This window comes from Klebsiella sp. 2-CIP_Kleb. (assembly GCF_050378715.1).
Classification (GTDB): domain Bacteria; phylum Pseudomonadota; class Gammaproteobacteria; order Enterobacterales; family Enterobacteriaceae; genus Klebsiella; species Klebsiella quasipneumoniae.
Window position 1 is genome coordinate 256485 of sequence record NZ_JBNRLG010000001.1, and the last position, 20411, is coordinate 276895.

Here is a 20411-nt window from a genome sequence, read left to right on the forward strand (position 1 = left end):
CTTTTTCTCATTTACGATGCAAAAGGGGGAAACAGGCCGCTCACTCCTCCTGCGGTATTGGTCCACCACCTAAAATTATCGGTTAACATTCGCCACCAGGAATTATCCTGCCATTATATTGCCCGCTCTTAAAAAGAGATACTGGTCTTGCCTGATTAAAAGCAAATCCATATTATCAACGTAAGTTTAATTCCTTTTTTCAGGTCTGATATGAGCGACTTATTTATTATTTTGTGTTTGATTTTTTGTCCCGTAATTTCTTTGTGGAGTGGTCTTTCTTATATTCAGGAAAGACGCAAAAGACGCTACGTCTTCCGTTCCAGAAGATAAGCTGCAGAGGTAATACAATGACGATTGTATTAACGTCTTGCGAGTAGTTTTACGAGGTTGTTAAATTGCTGGCGGCTGTTTAAATTGAACTTGCACATAATATTCTTTTTATGTGAATGAATGGTTTTATGGCTAATTTTAAGCGCCGCGGCGACTTCATGCGGACTTAATCCAATACTGAATGCGTAAATGACTTTGGTTTGCGCATCGCTGACCGTCTTGCAGGCGCAATTGATGCAACGCCGCAGGCGATTGAAGGATGGGTCATGATGAGGTGGCAGGGAGCGCTGAATCGCGCTGGCTATCTCATCTTTAAGAAGCTGAACGGGAGCGTGGGGAGGCATAAACACCGCCTGCCGCAGACAGTTGGGTAAACCCTCTTCGGCGGTAGCTTGTTCATTGTCCTGAAAAATAAAAAGCGTGTATTGCTCTGGGGCATGCTGAAACAGGTCATGACACAGGTACCATTCTCCCGCCACCATTTCCGTGAAGATCACATTAGCTTGCGCCATCCCATCCGCGTTCCATTGTTGAGAAAACTGATACTCTGATCCCCCGTAGGTCTTCATCGCTTCATCCACCAGTTCCGCAATAGCAACCCGCAAATAGTGATTTTTTATATTGATCAAAAAATTCGTCATATAACTTCCCTGTTGGGTATTAAAAAAGGTGTCAGAATAAATTAAAGAATATAATGGTGAGGTGCAGACGTTTTTTAGCCGGGGTAATCTAAGGGATGTTTTTCATTAATGCAATATCTGCCTGGAAAAGTGAGATATCGGTGTATTGGTATGCGAAAGTTCCTAATAAACAAAATGTTAAGGATATATCGATCAGCGTTTTAAGCGTTTTGATGATTTTTTATTTTTGCGATGCATAAAAAGCTTAGTGATAGCCAGTATCTGTTGTTAGAATTAGCGGAGGACAAGATTACAGGAAGTATGTAGTGCTTATGAAGCAGAAACTCTATTTAAAAATGTTGGCGTGGCTGGAGGATAATATCTACTGTAACCCGGCGATCGATGACCTGGCACAGTATATGGGCTATTCGCGTCGGTTTGTGTACGAGGTGTTTTATCAATACGGCCGGTTACCCATCGGGCAGTATATTCGCCTGCGGCGCTTGACCATCGCAGCGGTCAGTCTGCGCTTAACGCGGCAACCGATCGCCGCCATAGCCTGGCAGTTAAGTTACGATTCGCCGCAGACCTTTTCCCGCGAGTTTAAGAAACGGTTCTCGCTTTCGCCACGGGAATACCGATGCGCAGCGCACTGGGATACGGCAAAACTGTTAAAAAAACTCTCCCCGGATGATGAACGTCTGCCATTGGCGCGGATCTGTTCCCTGCCGGAGCGGGTCTATTATGGCTACCCGATGAAGTATGAACTGCGCCTGTCGGATATGGTGCTGCAACGCACCGCCAAGACGGCTATCAGACAAAAGGTTGACCGTTTTTTTACCGCCGGAGAAGGCTCACTTTCCATACTCTCTGATTACGCCGCGGCGCGTCAAAATGAGCTTAACGTCGAGATTAACGCCTTTGTCGGTTGTCATGAGGCGCGAAAGCCATCGTCCACGTTGACCGCCCGGTCGGGACTCTATGTCGGAGTTGATTTCTACGGCAGCTGGTCACGCTATGCCCGTTTGTCCAGCGATCTCTATCTGGATCTGCTGCCAACGCTGGGGGTAAGCCGTCGCGACGGGTATGACATAGAATGTTTCATGGCACGCCATACGGAGGGGGGAGATACAGAAGAGAGGTGCTATCACGTACGCTATTTTATACCGGTGACGCTGAAAGCGGCGGCTCAGCAGCCGGGCAGCGATAATGAGTCAGTCCCCGCGAGGGGGACCCAATAAGGTGGCCGGAGCCACCCAAATAAACTTCACAGTAAAAACCACAGCAGCCAGGTAATGAGGAAGCCCGTCACCCCCATGATGGTTGTCAGTACGGTCCATGTTTTGAGTCCGTCCGGCACCGAGAGCCCCAGATAGCGCGTGACCACCCAAAATCCGGCATCGTTGACGTGTGACAATCCGAGTGAGCCGAAGCAGGTCGCCAGCGTCACCAGCACCAGCTGGAGCGGCTCCAGCCCGGCAACCGCCTGTGACAGCAGGCCGGAGGTGGTGAGGATCGCCACGGTGGCCGAGCCCTGCGAGGCCCGAAGCACCAGCGACAGCAGGAAAGCGGCGGGCATCAGCGGCAGATGAATCGTCTCCAGCGCCTCGGCTAAGGCATTGCCGATGCCGGAGGCGACCAGCACCCCGCCAAAGGCGCCGCCGGCGCCGGCGACAAGGATAACGTCCGCCGAGGAGGGGATCGCGCTGCCGGTCACTTCTCCCAGCTTTTTCAGGTTCATACCCCGCCGGATGCCCAGCGTCCAGCTGGCCAGCCCCAGGGAGATCAGCAGGGCGACGGGCGGGGTGCCAATGACGGTCATCAGCTGGCGAATCGCGTTTTCCGGCAGCAGCAAGGCCTGACAGAGCGTTCCGGAAACAATCAGCACGATGGGCACCACGATCAGCCCGCCGATAACCAGCGCATTCGGCGGCGCCAGTCGGGTCTGCTGCGCGTTGACGGAGAGGTCGGGCACCTCGGCCGTTTGCTGCTGTTCCAGCACGTTAATCGACAGATGATAATGGCGCTGATTGATCGACCGGGCGACAAAATAACCCACGATACCCACCACGACCGACACCCCAATCCCCGCCAGCATCAGCCAGCCGACATCGCTATGCAGAATACCTGCCGCGGCCGCCGCGCCAGGGTGGGTTGGCAATGCCACGTGGACGGTTAACATCACTCCGGCCATTGGCAGGCCAAACTTCAACGGCGACATATGAGCGACTTTACTGAAGCCGTAAATTAACGGAATGATGATAATAAAGCCGACTTCAAAGAAGACTGGCGTGCCGAGAATAAAAGCAACGATGGTTAAGGCGGCAATCGTCCGTTTAGAACCCAGCACGCCGGTCAGCGTTTTCGCCAGCGATTCGGCGCCGCCGGATATTTCAATGAGCACCCCCAGCATTGATCCCAAAATAATAATGCTGGCGATATGGCCGAGCAGGCCGCCCATCCCTTTTTCAATGGTGGTAATGATTTTATCCGCCGGAATGCCGGTGGCGAACGCCACCAGCAGGCTGACGATCAGGAGCGCCACAAAAGGATGCGCTTTAGCTTTGATCACCAGCAGGAGCAACAGCACTACGCTGGCTAACGCAATAAGTAACAGCGCCGATGTCGACATAGTTTTGCCTCGGGTATTAACAGGTATACAGAGAGTTATATTTTTAGTACCGCGCTTTATTTTTTCCGGTAGGGCGAAAACCATTCCAGTCCGGAAAGGGTATCCGCCCTGGGGATATATTCGCAGCCGATCCAACCTTCATAGCCCGCTTTATCCAGTAACGCATAGATCCATGAATAATTAATCTCGCCCTCGTCCGGTTCATGGCGGTCGGGCAGGGAGGCTATCTGAATATGGCGGTACTGACCGGCATACTCTGTAATAAGATGGCTTAAATTACCGTCCACTTTCTGCGCATGAAACAGATCTAACTGCACCGCGATGTTTGGCCGGTCGACCCGCTTCGCTATCTCCAGCGTCTGATATTGGCTGTGGTAGAGATAGCCCGGTTTGGTCTGCGGATTCAGGGCTTCAATGAGCACTCGCTTGTCGTGGCGGGCAAAGCACTCGGCGGCGTAGCGCAGGTTATCGACAAGCTCGGCCTCGCAGGCCGCGCGATCCATCCCCGGCGGCACCACGCCGGCCATGATATGCACCTGCGGACAATCCAGCTGGCAGGCATACTCCAGCGCCAGCTCAATATCACGCCGGGCCTCGGCGCTCCTGCCCGGCAGGGCGGCGAGACCCCACTCCCCGGCGTTAACGTCGCCGGGCGGGGTATTAAACAGCACCAGCTGCAGCTGGTTTTCCTGCAGGCGCTGTTTAATTTCCCCGGCGGCATACTCATAGGGGAACAGAAACTCCACGGCTTCGAAACCAGCGCGGGCGGCGGCGGCAAAGCGGTCCAGGAACGGCAGTTCGGTAAACAGCATGGATAAATTTGCAGCGAATTTTGGCATGGTTTTATCTCAGTTCATCCACTTCGTCAGCGGTCAGGTAACGGATCTCGCGATTGCCGAGGGTAAACATCAGCCGCGCGGTCTCTTCCAGCTCTTCGGTATTGTTGGTGGCTTCGCGCAGCGATGAGCCGGTGACCACCGGACCATGGTTGGCCAGTAAAAAGGCGTTATAGCGCGGCGCCAGCCCGGCCAGCGCCTCGGCAATGCGGTCGTCACCCGGTCGGTAGTAGGGAACCACCGGGACGTCGCCGACCCGCATCACCACGTAGGGAGTAAAGGGGCGAATACAATTGTGCGGATCGAGCCCCTGCAGGCAGGAGAGCGCGGTCAAATAGTGGCTATGCAAGTGGACGATCGCCTTGCAGGTCGGGTTATGCAAATAGACCGCCCGGTGAAAAGCGACCTCTTTCGACGGTTTGTCGCCGGCGAGCCATTCGCCTTGCAGGGTGACCACCGACAACCGCTGCGCCTGCAGCTCGCCCAGGCATGAGCCGGTCGGCGTCGCCAGCAGGTTGCCGTCCGGCAGCAGCAGCGACAGATTGCCGGCGGAGCCGGTGGCATAACCGCGGTTAAACAACGAGGCGCCAATTTGCACCATCTCATCTCGCAGCTGTTGCTCAGTCATGACAAAACTCCTGCTGGGCACGGGCAAAGAACGAGATATCGCCGAAATTCCCTGACTTCAGCGCCAGGGAGAGCGGCTGGCGGGTGTCACGCACCCAGGGAACTCCAGGGGAGATCGTCGGCCCGATATGGAACGCCTCGACCCCCAGCGTCTGCGCCACGATGCTCGACGTTTCCCCTCCAGCCACAATAAAGCGGGTGAATCCTTTCGCTTTCAGCGCGGCGGCGAGGGCGGCGAACAACTGTTCCACCCTTTCGCTGCTGGCCTTGTCGCCATACTGCGCCTGGATCCGCTGCAGCGTTTGCGGCTCGGTGGTGGCATAGACCATCGGCGCCAGCGGCGCATCGCGGTTTGCGTCCACCCAGGCTGCCAGCGTCCCGACATAGCCTTCGAGATCGGTAAAGCAGGCGCTTAAGTCAACGGCGCGGGCGGGAGCCTGTTCACGATAGGCCGCCACCTGGCTGTTGGTCATCAGCGAACAAGAGCCCGAGAGCACCACCGCCGGGCCGGGCAGCGGCATGCCCGCCAGGGATCCTTCACCCTGGGTTCCGTGGCGCTGAGCCCAGTCGCGGGCGAGGCCGATGGCGAGACCAGAGCCGCCGGAGACCAGCTTCATCTCCCGCAGCGCCGCCCCCTGGGTCAGCAAATGCTGTTCACTAAGGGCATCGAGCACCACATAGCGCACCGCCGGATCGCTGATGGCCGCCAGCGCGGCAACGACCGCTTCCGGCCCCTGATCGATAATTGGCCAGGCTATCAGCGCCGCTTTACCGCCGCCCTGGCGTTCGATTAAGCGGCCGAGGTGGGCATCCTCCATTGGCGTCACCGGATGGTGGCGCATGCCGGACTCATTGAGCAACTGCTGGCCGACAAACAGATACCCCTGATAGACCGTGCGGCCGTTCACCGGCAGCGCCGGTGATATCACCGTCCGCGTCTCGCCCAGCTCTGCCAGCAGCGCATCCAGTACCGGGCCAATGTTACCCTGCGCGGTGCTGTCGAAAGTGGAACAATACTTAAAATAAAATTGCTGACAGCCCCGGGCTTGCAGCCAGCGCAGGGCCGCCAGGGACTGGCTGACGGCGGTTTCCACCGGGCAGGATCGCGTTTTCAGACTGATCACCACCGCTTCACTGGTCAACGGCAGTTCGTGGGGCGGTACGCCGTTTAGCTGCACGGTCGGCATGCCGTTGCGCACGAGGAAGCTGGCAATATCCGTGGCGCCGGTAAAGTCATCGGCAATGACACCAAGCTGCATCTTGTCTCTCCTCACTGTTTATGGCCCGGCAGGGTAATGCCGTTGAAAATCTTGATCACCGCGCTGTCATCTTCCCGGCCGAATCCGGCGTTGCTGGCGGAGGTGAACATATTCAGCGCGGTGGTCGCGAGCGGCAGCGGGAAGGTCAGCGCCCGGGCGGTGTCATTCACCAGACCGAGATCTTTGACAAAAATATCGACGGCGGATTTTGGCGAGTAATCGCCATCCAGGACGTGCTGCATACGATTCTCAAACATCCACGAATTACCCGCCGCGTGGGTCACCACGTCGTACATCGTCTCCAGCGGGATGCCGGCGCGGGCGGCGAGGGCCATCGCTTCGGCGGCGACGGCGATATGCACCCCGGCCAGCAGCTGATGGATGATTTTCACCGTTGAGCCGAGGCCAATGTCGCTCCCAATGCGGTAGACTTTGCCGGCCACCGCATCCAGCACTGGCGCGAGGCGGGCAAAGGCGGCATCGCTCCCGGAGGCCATTACCGTCATGTCGCCGGCGGCCGCTTTCACTGCGCCGCCCGATACCGGCGCGTCGAGCATCAAGAGCTGGTATTCTGCCAGCGCTACGGCTATCGCCTGGGCATCGGCGGCGGCGATGGTTGACGACACCATCACCGCGGTGCCCGGCTTCAGATGGGCGGCGAGGCCGCTCTCGCCGAACAGGATCCCCCGCACCTGGGCGGCATTAACCACCAGCAGTACGACCGCATCCAGCTCAGCGGCGAAAGGCACCGCGCTGGAGCCTGCGCCTTTGGCGCCCGCCTCCAGCAGCGCGCGGCAGTTGTCGGGGTTGATGTCCACCCCCCAGGTGTTCAGGCCCGCCTGCAGGCAGGCGCGAGCGGCGCCCATGCCCATCGAACCCAGTCCAATCACGCAGACGTTAGTGTGTGCAGTCATGATGGTCTCCTTGTGAATATTCGTTAATTAATGTGATTTAATGATAGAATAAAGCGTTATCATGTGAAATTATGTGAGAGTTATCACGAATAACCCACATGAATATAAAAAATTCACAGGCGGAAAGTGGCTGCGCGACGGCGATTCTTGCCCTAAAATAGCGTAAAAACAGTGGTCAAGCGCGATAACAGTACAGGGTATCGTCAGGCTCCCGGCGTGAGTGGTGTGGTCTGGTGTGAAAAAATGGTAAGGGGAGAGCGGTGATTCCAATTGAACGTCATCAGCGTATTTTAGCCCTGGTGGAGCAGCGTGGGGCGGTAAGCATTAATGAGCTGACGGAGATCCTCGGCGTGTCCCATATGACTATCCGTCGGGACGTCAGTAAGCTGGAAGAACAGGGGCTGCTGGTCAGCGTCTCGGGCGGCGTGCGCGCCGTCAGCCGGCTGGCCGCAGAGCCCAGTCATCTGGTGAAAAGCACCCTGCAGAGTGAAGAGAAGCAGGCCATCGGCGCGCTGGCGTCCAGTCTCATTGCCAAAAACAGCTGCATCTATCTCGATGCCGGCACCACCACTCTGGCGCTGGCGCGGGCCATCCTCGACCGGGACGACCTGCAGGTGGTCACCAATGATTTTGAGATAACCCAGCTGCTGATAGATGCCAGCCAGTGCGGGGTGATCCACACCGGCGGCACCCTGTGCCGGGAGAACCGCTCCTGCGTCGGCGAGTCGGCGGCGCGCACCTTGCGCCACCTGGCTATCGATACGGCTTTTATCTCCGCCAGCGGCTGGGACAGCCGCGGAATTTTCACCCCTGATGAGAACAAAGTCACCGTCAAGGAGACCGTCAGCCAGGTCAGCGCCAGAAGCATCCTGCTGTGCGACAGTTCGAAATACAATCAGGTGGCCACGTTTATGGCGTTGCCCTTGACTCGCTTTACCACCATCATTACCGACCGGCATCTCTCCGATGCCGCTGCCGCCCATATCACCCGGCACGCCTGCGAGGTGCTGCGCGCCGGGTAAGGCGCGCGGCCTTCGCCGGGCTAGCGCTGCCAGTGCTCGATCAGCGCCGCGCCTATCCCGGCGATCTGCTGGTTACGTTCGGCCATGGTCGCCGCGGTATCCCGCAGATAGATCACCACGATACGCTCCGCTTTGCCGTCCGGGCCGAGCAGGGCGACAATGCCGCGTGAGCCCCGCTCACCGGCCCCGGTTTTATCGGCGATAAACCAGCCCGCCGGCAGCACGGCGCGGATCAACGGGCCGGCCACCCGGTCGTCCACCATCCACTGCAGCAGCTGCTGCTGCGAACGGGCGCTCAGAGAGGGGGTGGTTAGCAACTTGCGCAGGGTGGTGGCCATGCTGGCCGGGGTGGTGGTGTCGCGCACGTCGCCGGGAAGCGCCTCATTGAGTTCCGTTTCCCAGCGGTCAAGGCGGGTGACGTTGTCACCGATCTGGCGCAGAAAAGCGGTCAATCCCGCGGGGCCGCCGACGATCTTCAACAGCAGATTGCCGGCGGTGTTGTCGCTCATGGTGATGGCGGCGGCGCAGAGTTCGCCAACGGTCATCCCGTCGGCAAGGTGTTTTTCGCTGACCGGGGAGTAGTCCACCAGATCCTGCTGGCGGTAGTGGATCCGCCGATCCAGCTGTTCGTCGCCGGCATCCACCCGGGCCAGCACCGCGCCGCAGAGCAGCACTTTAAAGGTGCTCATCAGCGGAAAGCGCTCACTGGCGCGCCAGGCGGCCAGCGTGCGGCCGCTGGCCAGATCCATTTCAACATAGCCCACCCGGCCCGCCAGCTGACTTTCGCTGATTTTAATCTGCTCAAGCGGCTGAGGGCTGGCGAATACCGCCAGTGGCAGGGCGGCAATCAGGGAGATAAGGCACAGGCGAACATAACGCATAACCGTAATACTTCCTTGTGTAAGGGCCGATAAAGGCGAGAAAAGGTGTGACGAATAAGAATAACCCGGTATTTTGCTGATTCACAATTCCTCTTTTTTCCTTCATCATTTGTCATCTTTTATTTCGAATAATCAATATTTAGCTCAGCCTAAGCACGCTATTTTTTGACTCAAGGCCGCAATGAACTATAAGAAAGTACTTAAGACCGCACGCTGGCTGGCGCCGCTGATTGCTGACGATACGCCCGCCGCGCTGCGCGGTTTGCCAATGATCTATGCCATCCCGGGAGGAACTGGTGCACCCGATAATTAAGGTCATGCTGGTGGGCGGTAAGGCGGATGGACTGCTGGTCAGCGTCGCCGACGATGCGACCGAGGTCTCGGTGACGCCTGCGCAATACGGTGCGCCGTCCGGGCAACCGCTCAGCTATCGTATCGTAAGTCAAACCATTGACGATGAACGCTATTTCTTTGGCGTCTTTAGTGACGCCCATCAGGATAGCGATAAGCTGACGCGGGTGGCGCTGACCCGCGGAATGAAAAAAATGTTCTGTTGAACCCGGGCGGAGTGAGGGGATGCGATAGTATCCATGCCGCGGCTTTGCTACTGTGGCAGCCTTCTCTCTCCGGGCCAGGACGCATCATGATTCAGTACATCCATATACAAAACTTTCGCTCAGTCAGGGATATCGAACTGGAGCTGGGGCCATTGAACATTGTCTTCGGTCCTAACGGCTGCGGCAAATCCAATATTTACAACGCCATCCATCTGTTGACCGCGGCTGCCGACGGCAGGCTGTCGGGGTTTATCAGCGCAGAGGGCGGCCTGGAAAATATGATGTGGTCCGGAGATCGTTCCCCCCTCGATCGCCATCCCCGCCGGCTGCAAATCGCCTGTCGGACGGAGAGCTTTGATTATGAACTGCAGGTAGGTTTCCCGGAAAAATTACCCTATCCGACGCAGTTCATGCTCGATCCCATCGTCAAAGAAGAGCACATCTGGCTGGCAGGCTACTCCCGTCGGCCTTCCTCCCGCGTACTGCAGCGCAAGAATCAGGCGGCGTTCCTCGTCGATGTCACCGGGGAGAAAAGCACCTTCACCGAGAGTATTTATGAAAACGAGTCGGTGTTCGGTCAGCTTGGCGAGCCGCACCGTTTTCCCGAAGTGTCGCGGGTGCGGGAGACCCTGCGCCGCTGGCGGTTTTACCATGAGTTCGCCATTGGCCGCCACTCGCCGCTGCGCCAGCCGGCCGTGGGGTATCGTTCGCCGGTACTCGACAGCGATGGCCATAATCTGGCCGCCGCCTTTCAGACCATTGTCGAGATTGGCGCGGAGGAGATGTTGCACGAGATCCTCGCCGACGCCTTTCCCGGCTGCCAGTTTTACTGTGAAAACGAGCACTCGCGTTTCGCCCTGAAAATGCGCCGGGAGGGGATCCGCCGGCCGCTGCTGGCGGCGGAGATGTCCGATGGCACGCTGCGCTTTCTCTGTCTCGCCGTCGCGCTGCTCAGCCCGCGCCCGCCGGCGTTTCTGGCGATCAATGAGCCGGAGAACAGCCTGCATCGCGACATGCTCCCGGCGCTGGCCCGGCTGATAATCGAGGCCTCCCGCTACAGCCAGATCTGGCTGACCAGCCACTCGGCTGAACTGGCGGAGCTTATCGCCGCTGGGGCGCCCTGTCAGCGCTATGCGCTGGAGAATAGCGGCGGAGAAACGCGCATTGTGGCGTAAACCCCGTCATCCCTGACGGGAGCGCCGGGATCAGGCGGGGGTCTGCGTCTCCGCTGCTGGCAGCAGGCTTTTGCCGCCGCGTAAGGTGATGAACGAGAGCAGGGTGAAGCTCAGGGTGATGCAGCCGAGGATCAGATAGGCCTGATGGAAGCCGACGGTGTCATACATCCGGCCCACCCAGGCGGAAAGGACCACCCCGGACAGCTGTTTCGACAGGTTAAAACCGATCAGGAACAGGGTGGCCGAGAGCCGCGGGTTAAAGGCGGAGGAGATATATTTAAAGGTCCCGACCAGCAGGAAGGGGATCTCAAACATATGCAGCATCTTGAGGATCACCACCTCTACCGCCGATGAGGCGAACGACGATCCGAGAATGCGCACCGACATGATCATCCCGGCGGTCAGCAGGGCGCTTTTGGCGCCGATGCGGTTAACGATGGCCGGGGCGCAGAACATAATTAGCGCGTTGAGCAGCTCGCCGCCGGTGGTGACGAAGCCAAACACTTCGGTACCGCGCTGCGGACTGGCGAAAAAGCTTTTGAAAAAGTTGGCGAACTGCTGATCAAACACGTCGTAGACGCTGGCGACTCCCACCACATAGACGATAAAGCCCCAGAAACGCGGCATACGTAACAGCTCGGCCGCGGTGCGCAGCGAAAAGGCCTGGCGATTGGCTCCCAGCGCCTCAATAACCTGGGCGCTGTTGCTGCTTTCCGGGCGCGACAGCCAGAGCAGAAGACCTAGCACCAGCGCAAAGCCGGAGGCGATCCAGAAGGTAATATTGGGGTCGATGCCGAACAGCACGCCGGTTATCGAGGCGCACAGCGCCCAGCCGACGCAGCCAGCGACCCGCACTTTGCCATATTCAAAGCGGTTTGCCCGGCTGACGCGCTCGATATAGGCTTCCACCGCCCCGGAGCCGCTGGAGAAAACAATCCCCAGGTAGATCCCGCCCACCAGCGAACCGGCGATAATATTCATCTGCAACAGCGGGGAGAAAACGAAAATAAAGAACGGCGCGAACAGAATTAACAGTACCGTGATGGTCCACAGCAGATGTTTGCGCAGGCCAAGCTTATCCGACATCAGACCAAATACCGGCTGAAAAATAATTGCGAACAGCGAGATGGAGGAGAAGACGATCCCGGTTTCCGTTTTGGTTAAATGGTTAACGTCCGCCAGCCACACCGGAAAAAAAGGAAAATAGGCCGACATAATGAAATAGTAAAAGAAAAAGAACAGCAGGAAATAGACAAAATTATGCCGTTCTCGCGGCGCCAGTTCAGAGAATTTCATCACCATGATCCCTTGTTATTCTGTTTGTAGGGTGGGGGCTGCCGCCCCCACGGATTAAAGGCAACGCAATGAGACCTCGTACTGCCAGCGCGTTTGGGTCAGGAGCCACTGCGGCAGCACGCTTGGGGTCCAGGAGTCATCGCCGCCCACTCCCATATGCAGGCCGTCGAGGGTGATCCACACCCCGTCTTTAGCCTGGATCTTGTGCCAGTGGTCGGTCTCCATCAGCTGACGGGTGCTCCATGGCTGAACGGAGAAGTGGAAATGACCGCTGACGTGCCAGCGTCCCCAATCCAGCGCCTGGGTATCACAGCGCAGGCCGTTTTCCGTCGGGAAGATGTAGGGCGTGCTCATCGCCGCCAGCGGCTGCTCCCAGCGGGCGAAGCAGGCGCTGCTCCGCCGGTCGGGGTAGTTCTCATGCGGTCCCAGCCCCAGCCAGCTCACCGGCGCCTGCTGTTCCGCCACCTGGAAATGCAGTCCGACCCGCGGCAGCGGCGGCAGCGTTTCCGCGCGCTCGCCGTCCACCGTCAGCCGTACCGTTCCGTCCGCAGTAAAGCGCATGCGCCAGTGGCTGACAATCACCACCTCGTCGCCGCGCAGGTAGTGCCAGCGGCTGTCGACAAGGGTCTCATTGGCCAGGCGCTGGGCATCGCACTGCACGCAGCATGCCTCAAGGTCGAACAGGCCGGCGCTTTTCCAGCGCTCCACCCAGGCGTTGGGATCGATGCGCTCCACTTCGCTGACCCCGATGTCATTGTCGAGCGGCGCGCGGATAAACTGATCCTGCAGGGGGGTCAGCAGCTGCTCCTGACCGGCAAGCGACCAGCCACTCAGCAAACCGGTCCGCCGATCGACGGTCCAGCACTGCGTGCCGGCGCGGATCTGCCAGGCCTCCTCGCTGACGACCAGATCCGGGGCGCCGGCAGGCACCGTGGGCGCCGGCAGCGCCAGCGGGGCGGGCAGGGGAAACTGCTGCCAGGCGACGCGATGGTCCGCCGGGGACCAGTCGGTCGCCCGGGGCTGGACCACCTCCAGCGTCAGCCACACCGCGCGGGCGCCTGGCGGTAGAATCAGGTCATCAAGCAGCGTTATCTCGTCACTGCCCTCCGGGGGAAGCGCCAGCGTCAGGTTGCCGTGATACAGGGTTTCACCGGCCGCCTGCACCTGCCAGCGCAGCGCTTCGTTATCGCTCTGGCGGAACAGGTATTCGCTGGCGATGCGCACGCGCAGCGGCGAGGTCGACAGCAGGGCGAACTGGAAATACTGCTGGGCGTGCTTCGCCTCGATCAGCGACGGATGCGGCGTGCGATCGGGGAACACCAGGCCGTTCATACAGAACTGGCGATCGTTCGGCTTATCGCCAAAGTCGCCGCCGTAGGCCCAGCCGACGCTGCCGTCGTCAAAGGTTTTGCAGATCGCCTGGTCGGCCCAGTCCCAGATAAACCCGCCCTGCAGCCGCGGATACTCGCGGAAGGCCTGCCAGTAATCGGCGAAGTTGCCGAGACTGTTGCCCATCGCATGGGCGTACTCGCAGAGGATCAGCGGCCGCTGCTCGCCGGGCAGGCTGATCCATTTTTTGATCCCCCACTTCGGTACCGCCGGGATCGGCTGGTCGCGTTCGACGCGGGCGTACATCGGACAGATAATATCGGTAGCGGTGGTATCCGCGCCGCCGCCCTCGTACTGCACCGGACGGCTCGGGTCGTTGCGCTTCAGCCAGTGGTACAGCGCTTCATGGTTGCCGCCGCCGCCAGATTCGTTACCCAGCGACCAGATGATAATGCATGGATGGTTGCGGTTGCTCTGTACCATCCGGGTGACGCGGGCGCTGAAGGCTGGCAGCCACGCCGGATCGTCGGACAGCCGGTTCATCGGCACCATGCCGTGGGTTTCAATATTGGCTTCATCGACCACGTACAGACCGTAGCGGTTGCACAGCTCATACCAGCGCGGCGCGTTGGGGTAGTGTGAGCAGCGGACGGCGTTAAAGTTGTTCTGCTTCATCAACAGAATGTCCTGCACCATATCCGCCTCGCTGACCACCTGACCGCGCAAATGGTGGTGTTCATGGCGGTTAACGCCGCGGATCAGCAGCGGTTTGCCGTTAAGGCGCAGCAGACCGTCGGCGATCTCGATGCGGCGAAAACCGATATCCCACGCCTCGGCCTCCAGCAGTTCGTCGCCACGCCACAGGGTGACCACGGCGCGATAACAGTTCGGGGTTTCCGCGCTCCAGTGCGCCGGCGCCGCTACCGCCAGGGAGAAATCGACCCGTTCGGCGTAGTGGCCGCGCTCATCCACCGCCGGGGAGCCTAACGGCTGACGATGGGCGGCGACAGGCTGCTCGCCGCGCCACAGGCTAACCCCGACGCAGAGCCCGGCAAGCGCCGCCTCTGTCGCTTCGACGGTCGCCTGAACCTGCAGAGCGCCGTCGCGGCAGAGGGCGTCAAGGGTCGGCGTCAGCTGCACGTCGCATAGCCGCTGGTGCGGCTTATTCAGCAGCCACACCGAGCGAAAAATACCGCTCATTCGCCACATATCCTGGTCTTCCAGCCAGCTGCCGGCGCTCCAGCGCATGACCATCACGCACAGGCGGTTGTCGCCCGGGCGCAGGAAGGGGCTGAGATCGAACGCCGCCGGCAGGCGGCTGTCCTGGGAGTAACCGACCCAGGCGCCGTTGCACCACAGATGAAACGCTGAGTTGACGCCGTCGAAAATAATCTGCGTCTGTCCGTCCGTGTGCCAGGCGTCATCGATCGCAACGTGCAGGGAGTAACAGCCGGTTGGGTTATCCTCCGGCACCCGCGGCGGGATGGTGTCGATGGGGTAGCGGACGTTGGTGTAGATCGGCGCGTCATAGCCCTCCATCTGCCAGTTGGAGGGCACGGGCGTCCCGCGGCTGCCTGGCAGGTCCTGCGTCAGCCACTGCGCATCGACGGCAAACGGGCTGCGGGCGTAAGCAAATTGCCACTCGCCGTCCAGCTGACGACGTCGAGGCGAAGGGCGATTATCGCGGGCGGCAAGCTCATCGCGCCAGCTGGCGAACGCAGGATGCGCTGGCAGGCGGTTGAGATGCGTAATGGTCTGGTTCTGCCAGTCTTCGCGGGCGAGGACGGCGTGAAAGTCAGGCGCGTGGCGGCGACTGGTATCGCTTATTGGCATAGTAATCCCCGGTAAGTCAGAAAATGTCGATCGCTAAACAGGATAAAGAACGTTATCGGATAATTTGTTTTGTCCAGCAACGACGGCGGAAATGAAATTAACAGACGATCACGAAAGCGAGGCTAAAGCGCTGTTTTTTGTCGCGCGTTAAACATAAAATGTTAGCGCACGACATTGTTATTGCTGAGGAGAAAAAATGCCGCGTCGTACCGCTACCCTGGAGGATGTCGCTCGCGCGGCCGGGGTTTCCCAACAAACCGTCTCCCGGGTCCTGAACCGTCCTGAAGTGGTGTCAGCCCGCACCCGCGAGCAGGTAATCCGCGCGATGCAGGCGCTGCACTACGTACCTAACCGCTCGGCGCAGCTGCTCGCCGGCAAAGCAGCGCCCTCCATTGGGCTTATCACTGCCTCGCTGACCTTGCATGCTCCCTCGCAGATCGCCGCCGCGGTAAAGAGCCATGCCAGCCTGCACCAGCTGGAGGTGGCAATAGCGATGCCGGCGCAGGCCGACTTCGCCGCGCTGCAGGCCCGGCTGGACGAACTGCGCGCCCAGCATATTCGCGGAGTGATCGTTAGTCTGCCGCTGGAAAGCGCTACCGCCGAGCGACTGGTTAAAGAGAACCCGGATATGGCCTGCCTGTTTCTGGACGTCTCCCCGGAGGCCGATGTCTGCTGCGTGCGCTTCGATCATCGCGACGGCTGTGGGGCGTGCGTGCGCCATCTGTGGGAGCTGGGGCATCGCGAATTTGGCCTGCTGGCAGGGCCGGAAAGTTCGGTTTCCGCTCGTCTGCGTCTCGCCAGCTGGCGCGAGGCGCTGCACAGTCTGAATATCGCCCGTTCAACCACGGTGTTCGGAGACTGGAGCGCCGCCAGCGGCTGGCAGAAAACCTTTGAACTGCTGCACCTGCAGCCGCGGATCAGCGCCATTGTGGTGGCGAACGATCAGATGGCGCTCGGGGTACTCAGCGCGCTGGCCCAGCTCAATCGCAGCGGCAGCCAGGCGGTATCGGTGACCGGCTATGACGACACCGCCGACAGTCTCTACTTTCAGCCGCCGCTCACCACGGTGGCGCAGGACTTCGATCTGCTGGGCAAGCGGGCCGTGGAGCGGCTGATTGCTCTGATGGCGGCCCCGCAGCTGCGGATCCGCGAGCTGCTGCCGACCCGGCTCATCGTGCGCCAGTCGGCGTGGCCGCTCGCCGCCGCGGAGGACCGGCAGCAGACCCTGGCGCAGCTGAAAGCGTTGGTGGAGAAGCTCTAGCCGCAGGCCGTTGAGGATTTATTGAGGTTGACCATGCTAACCTCGGGATCAAACGTAGAGAGGTCAGGATCCTCTGCCTGCGTAAAATGCAAAATACAATCTATCCATGCAAGCATTGATTTACCGCCAGTCACATGGCGGTTTTTTTTTTGCCTTCCTCCGTTTCCCGCTTTGTTCCGTTCGTTTTTTCGCCTGGCATCCCCTGCGGCGGCATGCTACATCTTTCTTTCGGGGTAGATGCCGAACACAACGGGAGTCAAGGTCATGATGGTGATTGAGGGGAAAGAGGCGATTGGGCGGGTAGACTGGCGGCGGGTGAGGACCATCGTCGCCGAGGCCGGGCTGAATGAACGTGATGTTCAGCAGCTGGAGCAGGCGTTTCTCCATAGCACCTTCTGCTGGTTTGGCTATGAGCACGGTCAGCTGATTGCCGTGGCGCGGGCCATCAGCGACTGCACCTGGAGTAGCTATTTGTCGGATGTGGCGATCGTCCCCGACCGCCAGGGGCAGGGCTACGGACAACAGCTAATGCTGGCCATCCGGGAGCAGCTGCTGCCCTTCGGCAAAATCTTTATCTATGCGGTGGCCGATAAAATCCCATTCTATCAGCGCTTTGGTTTTGCCATGCTGACCACCGGGATGGTCTGCGCCAGCGAGGAGGCCATGCGCAACATGCAGGAGCAGGGCTATATCCGCCAGCCCTGAGCGCGGATGCCGGGCAACGCCTGGCTTAAGCGGTTAAACCAGGCGCAGGCGCCGTCAGAGGGGCCGTTCAAGCACAAACAGATACGCTTCCCGCGACCAGAACAGGGCGGTACGGCGTCGCTCCACCGACATGGTTTTTACCTCCCAGCCTTCGCGGGTATAGCTACTGAGAAACTGGCTCATTTTGTCAGGGTCGGCTTTGGCTTCGCCAAAAAACAGGCTGCCCAGCAGGCCCTCTTTATAGATTACTACCCGACACTCTTTCTTCATCATCGACCATCCTGGCGACCGGTTTACTGTGGCCGTCTATTGTCCGTGGCTGGGACGATTTTGCAATCGGAGAAGTTGCAAACTGTTTACGGTACTGCAGTGGGCTTAGCGCGAAGCGCTGGCGAAAATGGTGGCGCAGGGTGCCAGCGCTGGCAAAGCCGCAGCGCTCAGCGATCTGGTCGATGCCCATCGTGCTCTCCGTCAGGTGCTGACGGGCGCGCAGCAGACGCTCCTCCAGCAGCCAGCGGGCGGGGGTTTTACCAGTGGCCTCTTCAAAGCGGCGCAAAAAGGTGCGCGTCCCCATGCCGGCGCGCTGTGCGAGGGAGGCGACGGTGTGGCTGGCGGCGAGATGCTGGTGCAGATAATCAAACAGCTGGCCAAGGCGCAGACTCTCCCGGCTGCGGGCCACCGGACGCAGGACCTGCTGCGCCTGACCGCCGTCGCGATGGGGAGAGACCACCAGGCGGCGGGCGACCACATTCGCTGCCTCGCTGCCGAAATCCTCGCGCACCAGATGCAGACAGAGGTCGATCCCCGCCGCGCTGCCGGCGGAGGTCATCAGCAAATCATCACCCACGTACAGGACATCCTCCACCACCTGGATCTGCGGAAAACGGGACTGCAGCGCGGCGGTGTAGCGCCAGTGGGTTGTCGCCTGGCGGCCATTGAGCAACCCGGCGGCGGCGAGAACGAACACCCCGGAACAGATGGAAATAATCCGGCACCCGCGGGCGTGAGCGGCGGCCAGGGCGGCGCACAGCGCCTCGGGGACCGGAGCGTCGATGCCGCGCCAGCCGGGGACCACGATGGTCTGCGCCTGGGCGAGAAGCTCAGGGCCGCCGTCGGTCATCAACCGGACTCCGCCGGTGGCTCTCAGAGGCCCTTCATCGACGGCGGCGACGGCGAACTGGTACCAGCGCTCGCCCATTTCCGGGCGCGGCAGGCCGAAGATCTCCACGGCCACGCCAAACTCAAAGGTGCACAGGCCATCGTAGGCGAGGGCCACCACGCGGTGAGGTGACAGTGTCACCGAAGGAGTTGTCAGGATGTTAGCGTTTTCTGTCATGGTTGCCGGCAGATAAGGGTGATGGGCGTCAGTAAAGTAGTGTTATCACAGACAAGGAGAAGACGCCATGAGTGTAGTAACCCAATTTACCCCCGCCACCTCCGCCGAGGCTATCCGCTGGTTCCGCCATAAGCTGCATCTCGAGACCGACTGCGCCGATGTGCACAGCGCCCAGCGTGCCGGCGAGGTCGACTTTGTCCTGCTGCACGTGGTCGGCAGCGAGGAGGCCTTCGCCAGGCGCCACCTGCCCGGCGCGCTGCATCTCCCGCACAGCCAGATCAGCGCCGAGAGAATGGCGGCCTGGCCGGGAGAGACCCTGTTTGTGGTCTATTGCGCCGGGCCGCACTGCAACGGTGCCGACGTTGCCGCGCTAAAGCTGGCCGAACTGGGGCGGCCGGTGAAAATGATGCTCGGCGGGATCACCGGCTGGGAAGATGAGGGCTATGCGTTTGTCGCCGGTAAATGAATATTTTTCATGTCCCATGAAATATTCTCGTTTGCGGCCCGCCGGCCTGCATGCCAGTATCTGGACATATAGCCATCCAGAAGTCTAAAAATTCAAATAATGAACTATCACGGTGGGCAACTAACGCGCCCACCGCTAAGGAGACAGCATGCAACGTCAACAGGCCCCGTTCCGCGCAGACATCGTCGGCAGTTTTTTGCGCCCGGACAGCATCAAACAGGCGCGTCAGCAGCTGGCTGAGGGGCTCATCGACGCCGGTCAGCTGCGCGACATTGAGAATAACGCTATCCGTCACCTGGTCCAGCAGCAGTGCGACTGCGGCCTGCACGTGGTTACCGACGGCGAGTTTCGTCGCGCATGGTGGCATTTTGATTTCTTCGACGGCCTGGAAGGCGTTGAGCGTTACGATGCCGAGCAGGGGATCCAGTTCAACGGCGTGCAGACCAAAGCGCACGGCGTGCGCGTTACCGGCAAGCTGGCGTTTGGCGACCACCCAATGCTGGAGGATTTCCGCTATTTGAAAAGCATCAGCGGCGACGCGCAGCCTAAGATGACCATTCCCAGCCCGAGCGTGCTCCACTTCCGCGGCGGTCGGAAAGATATTGATGCCACCGTTTACCCGGATCTCAGCGACTACTTCGACGACCTGGCCACCACCTGGCGCGACGCGATCCGTGCGTTTTATGACGCCGGCTGCCGCTATCTGCAGCTGGACGATACCGTCTGGGCCTATCTCTGTTCCGATGCCCAGCGTCAGCAGGTGCGCGAGCGCGGCGACGATCCGGATGCGCTGGCGCGCATTTATGCCCGGGTGCTGAACCAGGCGCTGGAGGGCAAGCCGGCCGATCTGACGGTGGGCCTGCACGTCTGCCGGGGCAACTTCCGCTCAACCTGGATCTCGGAGGGCGGTTACGAGCCGGTGGCCGAGGTGCTGTTTGGCGGCGTCAATGTCGATGCCTTCTTCCTCGAGTATGACAACGACCGCTCCGGAGATTTCGCGCCGCTGCGCTTTATTCGTCCCGGCCATCAGCAGGTGGTCCTCGGGCTTATCACCACCAAAAACGGCGAGCTGGAGAACCCGCAGGGGGTAAAAGCGCGCCTCGCTGAGGCGGCGCAATATGTTCCGCTCGAGCAGATCTGCCTGAGTCCGCAGTGCGGTTTCGCCTCCACGGAAGAGGGTAACGCCCTCAGCGAAGACCAGCAGTGGCAAAAAGTCCGTCTGGTGACCGCCATCGCCGCCGACGTCTGGTAATTGCTTTCTTAGCGCAGCGTTGCACCGTGATGAGGCAACGCTGCCATCTCCTTCGCCTCCGCCCTCCGCCTGCGCCGCAT

Annotated in this window: 21 protein-coding genes; 10 read left to right on the forward strand and 11 right to left on the reverse strand. The window is 59.9% G+C overall.

All coding sequences use genetic code 11. The features are described from left to right. Window positions 1-210 precede the first annotated feature (210 nt). Window positions 211-330: a small membrane protein gene (locus tag ACQUTP_RS01245; RefSeq protein ID WP_137910593.1), complete on the forward strand. Its 120-nt coding sequence runs from the start codon at window positions 211-213 to the stop codon at window positions 328-330. Between the two features lie 29 nt (window positions 331-359). Here ACQUTP_RS01245 and kbvR read toward each other — a convergent pair whose 3' ends face one another. After that, window positions 360-971, reverse strand: a complete 612-nt coding sequence (kbvR, locus tag ACQUTP_RS01250; RefSeq protein ID WP_004206009.1) for a LuxR family transcriptional regulator KbvR — start codon at window positions 969-971, stop codon at window positions 360-362. Window positions 972-1282: 311 nt separating this feature from the next. Between kbvR and ACQUTP_RS01255 the strand changes: the two genes are divergently transcribed. Further along, complete coding sequence (locus ACQUTP_RS01255; RefSeq protein WP_048324109.1) at window positions 1283-2191, forward strand: helix-turn-helix domain-containing protein; 909 nt, start codon at window positions 1283-1285, stop codon at window positions 2189-2191. 26 nt (window positions 2192-2217) lie between these two features. On the opposite strand, the gene ACQUTP_RS01260 is transcribed toward ACQUTP_RS01255, so the two are convergent. Genes ACQUTP_RS01260 through ltnD form a run of 5 tightly spaced genes read right to left on the reverse strand, consistent with a single transcriptional unit; the run spans window position 2218 to window position 7218 of the window. After that, window positions 2218-3582 carry a GntP family transporter gene (locus ACQUTP_RS01260; protein WP_004206005.1) on the reverse strand — a complete coding sequence of 455 codons (1365 nt, stop codon included), beginning with the start codon at window positions 3580-3582 and terminating at the stop codon, window positions 2218-2220. Window positions 3583-3638: 56 nt separating this feature from the next. Further along, entirely contained in the window at window positions 3639-4421 is a 783-nt protein-coding gene (locus ACQUTP_RS01265) for an HPr family phosphocarrier protein (RefSeq protein WP_064794835.1), read from the reverse strand. 4 nt (window positions 4422-4425) lie between these two features. After that, a complete protein-coding gene (locus ACQUTP_RS01270; protein ID WP_032455999.1) occupies window positions 4426-5046 on the reverse strand; it encodes an aldolase in 621 nt (206 codons plus the stop codon). Next, window positions 5039-6304 (reverse strand): 3-oxo-tetronate kinase, encoded by a 1266-nt coding sequence (gene otnK, locus ACQUTP_RS01275; protein WP_064794836.1) that lies wholly within the window; start codon window positions 6302-6304, stop codon window positions 5039-5041. Before otnK ends, ACQUTP_RS01270 begins: the two co-directional genes overlap by 8 nt. A gap of 11 nt (window positions 6305-6315) precedes the next feature. Continuing rightward, a complete protein-coding gene (gene ltnD / locus ACQUTP_RS01280) occupies window positions 6316-7218 on the reverse strand; it encodes an L-threonate dehydrogenase (RefSeq protein WP_004205998.1) in 903 nt (300 codons plus the stop codon). A 260-nt stretch (window positions 7219-7478) separates the two neighbouring features. On the opposite strand from ltnD, the gene ACQUTP_RS01285 reads away from it, so the two are divergent. Continuing rightward, window positions 7479-8240 carry a DeoR/GlpR family DNA-binding transcription regulator gene (locus tag ACQUTP_RS01285; RefSeq protein WP_064794837.1) on the forward strand — a complete coding sequence of 254 codons (762 nt, stop codon included), beginning with the start codon at window positions 7479-7481 and terminating at the stop codon, window positions 8238-8240. Window positions 8241-8260: 20 nt separating this feature from the next. On the opposite strand, the gene ACQUTP_RS01290 is transcribed toward ACQUTP_RS01285, so the two are convergent. Next, window positions 8261-9121, reverse strand: coding sequence for a broad-spectrum class A beta-lactamase OKP-B-8 (locus tag ACQUTP_RS01290; protein WP_017900346.1), 861 nt, complete (start codon window positions 9119-9121; stop codon window positions 8261-8263). 181 nt (window positions 9122-9302) lie between these two features. Here ACQUTP_RS01290 and ACQUTP_RS01295 point away from each other — a divergent pair, with 181 nt between their 5' ends. From ACQUTP_RS01295 to ACQUTP_RS01305, 3 genes are all read left to right on the forward strand, one after another. Beyond that, the gene (locus tag ACQUTP_RS01295; protein ID WP_023318188.1) at window positions 9303-9434 is read left to right on the forward strand and encodes a hypothetical protein; all 132 of its coding nucleotides are present in this window, start codon (window positions 9303-9305) and stop codon (window positions 9432-9434) included. Beyond that, window positions 9418-9678, forward strand: coding sequence for a hypothetical protein (locus ACQUTP_RS01300; protein ID WP_004205993.1), 261 nt, complete (start codon window positions 9418-9420; stop codon window positions 9676-9678). The genes ACQUTP_RS01295 and ACQUTP_RS01300 overlap by 17 nt, the downstream gene beginning before the upstream one ends. Window positions 9679-9764: 86 nt before the next feature. Continuing rightward, window positions 9765-10853: an AAA family ATPase gene (locus ACQUTP_RS01305; protein ID WP_004205990.1), complete on the forward strand. Its 1089-nt coding sequence runs from the start codon at window positions 9765-9767 to the stop codon at window positions 10851-10853. Window positions 10854-10883: 30 nt separating this feature from the next. Here ACQUTP_RS01305 and ACQUTP_RS01310 read toward each other — a convergent pair whose 3' ends face one another. Next, a complete protein-coding gene (locus ACQUTP_RS01310; RefSeq protein ID WP_247050325.1) occupies window positions 10884-12149 on the reverse strand; it encodes an MFS transporter in 1266 nt (421 codons plus the stop codon). A gap of 54 nt (window positions 12150-12203) precedes the next feature. Beyond that, window positions 12204-15311: a beta-galactosidase gene (locus ACQUTP_RS01315; RefSeq protein WP_080935718.1), complete on the reverse strand. Its 3108-nt coding sequence runs from the start codon at window positions 15309-15311 to the stop codon at window positions 12204-12206. 196 nt (window positions 15312-15507) lie between these two features. Between ACQUTP_RS01315 and ACQUTP_RS01320 the strand changes: the two genes are divergently transcribed. Beyond that, window positions 15508-16572 (forward strand): LacI family DNA-binding transcriptional regulator, encoded by a 1065-nt coding sequence (locus tag ACQUTP_RS01320; protein WP_004205987.1) that lies wholly within the window; start codon window positions 15508-15510, stop codon window positions 16570-16572. A gap of 264 nt (window positions 16573-16836) precedes the next feature. After that, window positions 16837-17277: a GNAT family N-acetyltransferase gene (locus ACQUTP_RS01325; protein ID WP_004205986.1), complete on the forward strand. Its 441-nt coding sequence runs from the start codon at window positions 16837-16839 to the stop codon at window positions 17275-17277. 54 nt (window positions 17278-17331) lie between these two features. Here the strand turns inward: ACQUTP_RS01325 and ACQUTP_RS01330 are convergent, their stop codons facing one another. Then, entirely contained in the window at window positions 17332-17547 is a 216-nt protein-coding gene (locus ACQUTP_RS01330) for a DUF4177 domain-containing protein (protein ID WP_004205985.1), read from the reverse strand. Continuing rightward, on the reverse strand, window positions 17516-18613 hold the full coding sequence (gene ftrA, locus ACQUTP_RS01335; RefSeq protein WP_043519534.1) for a transcriptional regulator FtrA: 1098 nt from the start codon (window positions 18611-18613) through the stop codon (window positions 17516-17518). Before ftrA ends, ACQUTP_RS01330 begins: the two co-directional genes overlap by 32 nt. A gap of 67 nt (window positions 18614-18680) precedes the next feature. Here ftrA and ACQUTP_RS01340 point away from each other — a divergent pair, with 67 nt between their 5' ends. Next, entirely contained in the window at window positions 18681-19079 is a 399-nt protein-coding gene (locus ACQUTP_RS01340) for a rhodanese-like domain-containing protein (protein ID WP_032456007.1), read from the forward strand. A gap of 148 nt (window positions 19080-19227) precedes the next feature. Next, complete coding sequence (locus ACQUTP_RS01345; protein ID WP_285756050.1) at window positions 19228-20331, forward strand: cobalamin-independent methionine synthase II family protein; 1104 nt, start codon at window positions 19228-19230, stop codon at window positions 20329-20331. Window positions 20332-20411: the final 80 nt, after the last annotated feature.

What these genes read in the sequence shown, in the direction of transcription:
- ACQUTP_RS01245 (WP_137910593.1), top strand. Translation starts at nt 211, where the DNA reads ATGAGCGACTTATTTATTATTTTGTGTTTGATTTTTTGTCCCGTAATT.
- kbvR (WP_004206009.1), bottom strand. Translation starts at nt 971, where the DNA reads ATGACGAATTTTTTGATCAATATAAAAAATCACTATTTGCGGGTTGCT.
- ACQUTP_RS01255 (WP_048324109.1), top strand. Translation starts at nt 1,283, where the DNA reads ATGAAGCAGAAACTCTATTTAAAAATGTTGGCGTGGCTGGAGGATAAT.
- ACQUTP_RS01260 (WP_004206005.1), bottom strand. Translation starts at nt 3,582, where the DNA reads ATGTCGACATCGGCGCTGTTACTTATTGCGTTAGCCAGCGTAGTGCTG.
- ACQUTP_RS01265 (WP_064794835.1), bottom strand. Translation starts at nt 4,421, where the DNA reads ATGCCAAAATTCGCTGCAAATTTATCCATGCTGTTTACCGAACTGCCG.
- ACQUTP_RS01270 (WP_032455999.1), bottom strand. Translation starts at nt 5,046, where the DNA reads ATGACTGAGCAACAGCTGCGAGATGAGATGGTGCAAATTGGCGCCTCG.
- otnK (WP_064794836.1), bottom strand. Translation starts at nt 6,304, where the DNA reads ATGCAGCTTGGTGTCATTGCCGATGACTTTACCGGCGCCACGGATATT.
- ltnD (WP_004205998.1), bottom strand. Translation starts at nt 7,218, where the DNA reads ATGACTGCACACACTAACGTCTGCGTGATTGGACTGGGTTCGATGGGC.
- ACQUTP_RS01290 (WP_017900346.1), bottom strand. Translation starts at nt 9,121, where the DNA reads ATGCGTTATGTTCGCCTGTGCCTTATCTCCCTGATTGCCGCCCTGCCA.
- ACQUTP_RS01295 (WP_023318188.1), top strand. Translation starts at nt 9,303, where the DNA reads ATGAACTATAAGAAAGTACTTAAGACCGCACGCTGGCTGGCGCCGCTG.
- ACQUTP_RS01305 (WP_004205990.1), top strand. Translation starts at nt 9,765, where the DNA reads ATGATTCAGTACATCCATATACAAAACTTTCGCTCAGTCAGGGATATC.
- ACQUTP_RS01310 (WP_247050325.1), bottom strand. Translation starts at nt 12,149, where the DNA reads ATGAAATTCTCTGAACTGGCGCCGCGAGAACGGCATAATTTTGTCTAT.
- ACQUTP_RS01315 (WP_080935718.1), bottom strand. Translation starts at nt 15,311, where the DNA reads ATGCCAATAAGCGATACCAGTCGCCGCCACGCGCCTGACTTTCACGCC.
- ACQUTP_RS01320 (WP_004205987.1), top strand. Translation starts at nt 15,508, where the DNA reads ATGCCGCGTCGTACCGCTACCCTGGAGGATGTCGCTCGCGCGGCCGGG.
- ACQUTP_RS01325 (WP_004205986.1), top strand. Translation starts at nt 16,837, where the DNA reads ATGATGGTGATTGAGGGGAAAGAGGCGATTGGGCGGGTAGACTGGCGG.
- ACQUTP_RS01330 (WP_004205985.1), bottom strand. Translation starts at nt 17,547, where the DNA reads ATGAAGAAAGAGTGTCGGGTAGTAATCTATAAAGAGGGCCTGCTGGGC.
- ftrA (WP_043519534.1), bottom strand. Translation starts at nt 18,613, where the DNA reads ATGACAGAAAACGCTAACATCCTGACAACTCCTTCGGTGACACTGTCA.
- ACQUTP_RS01340 (WP_032456007.1), top strand. Translation starts at nt 18,681, where the DNA reads ATGAGTGTAGTAACCCAATTTACCCCCGCCACCTCCGCCGAGGCTATC.
- ACQUTP_RS01345 (WP_285756050.1), top strand. Translation starts at nt 19,228, where the DNA reads ATGCAACGTCAACAGGCCCCGTTCCGCGCAGACATCGTCGGCAGTTTT.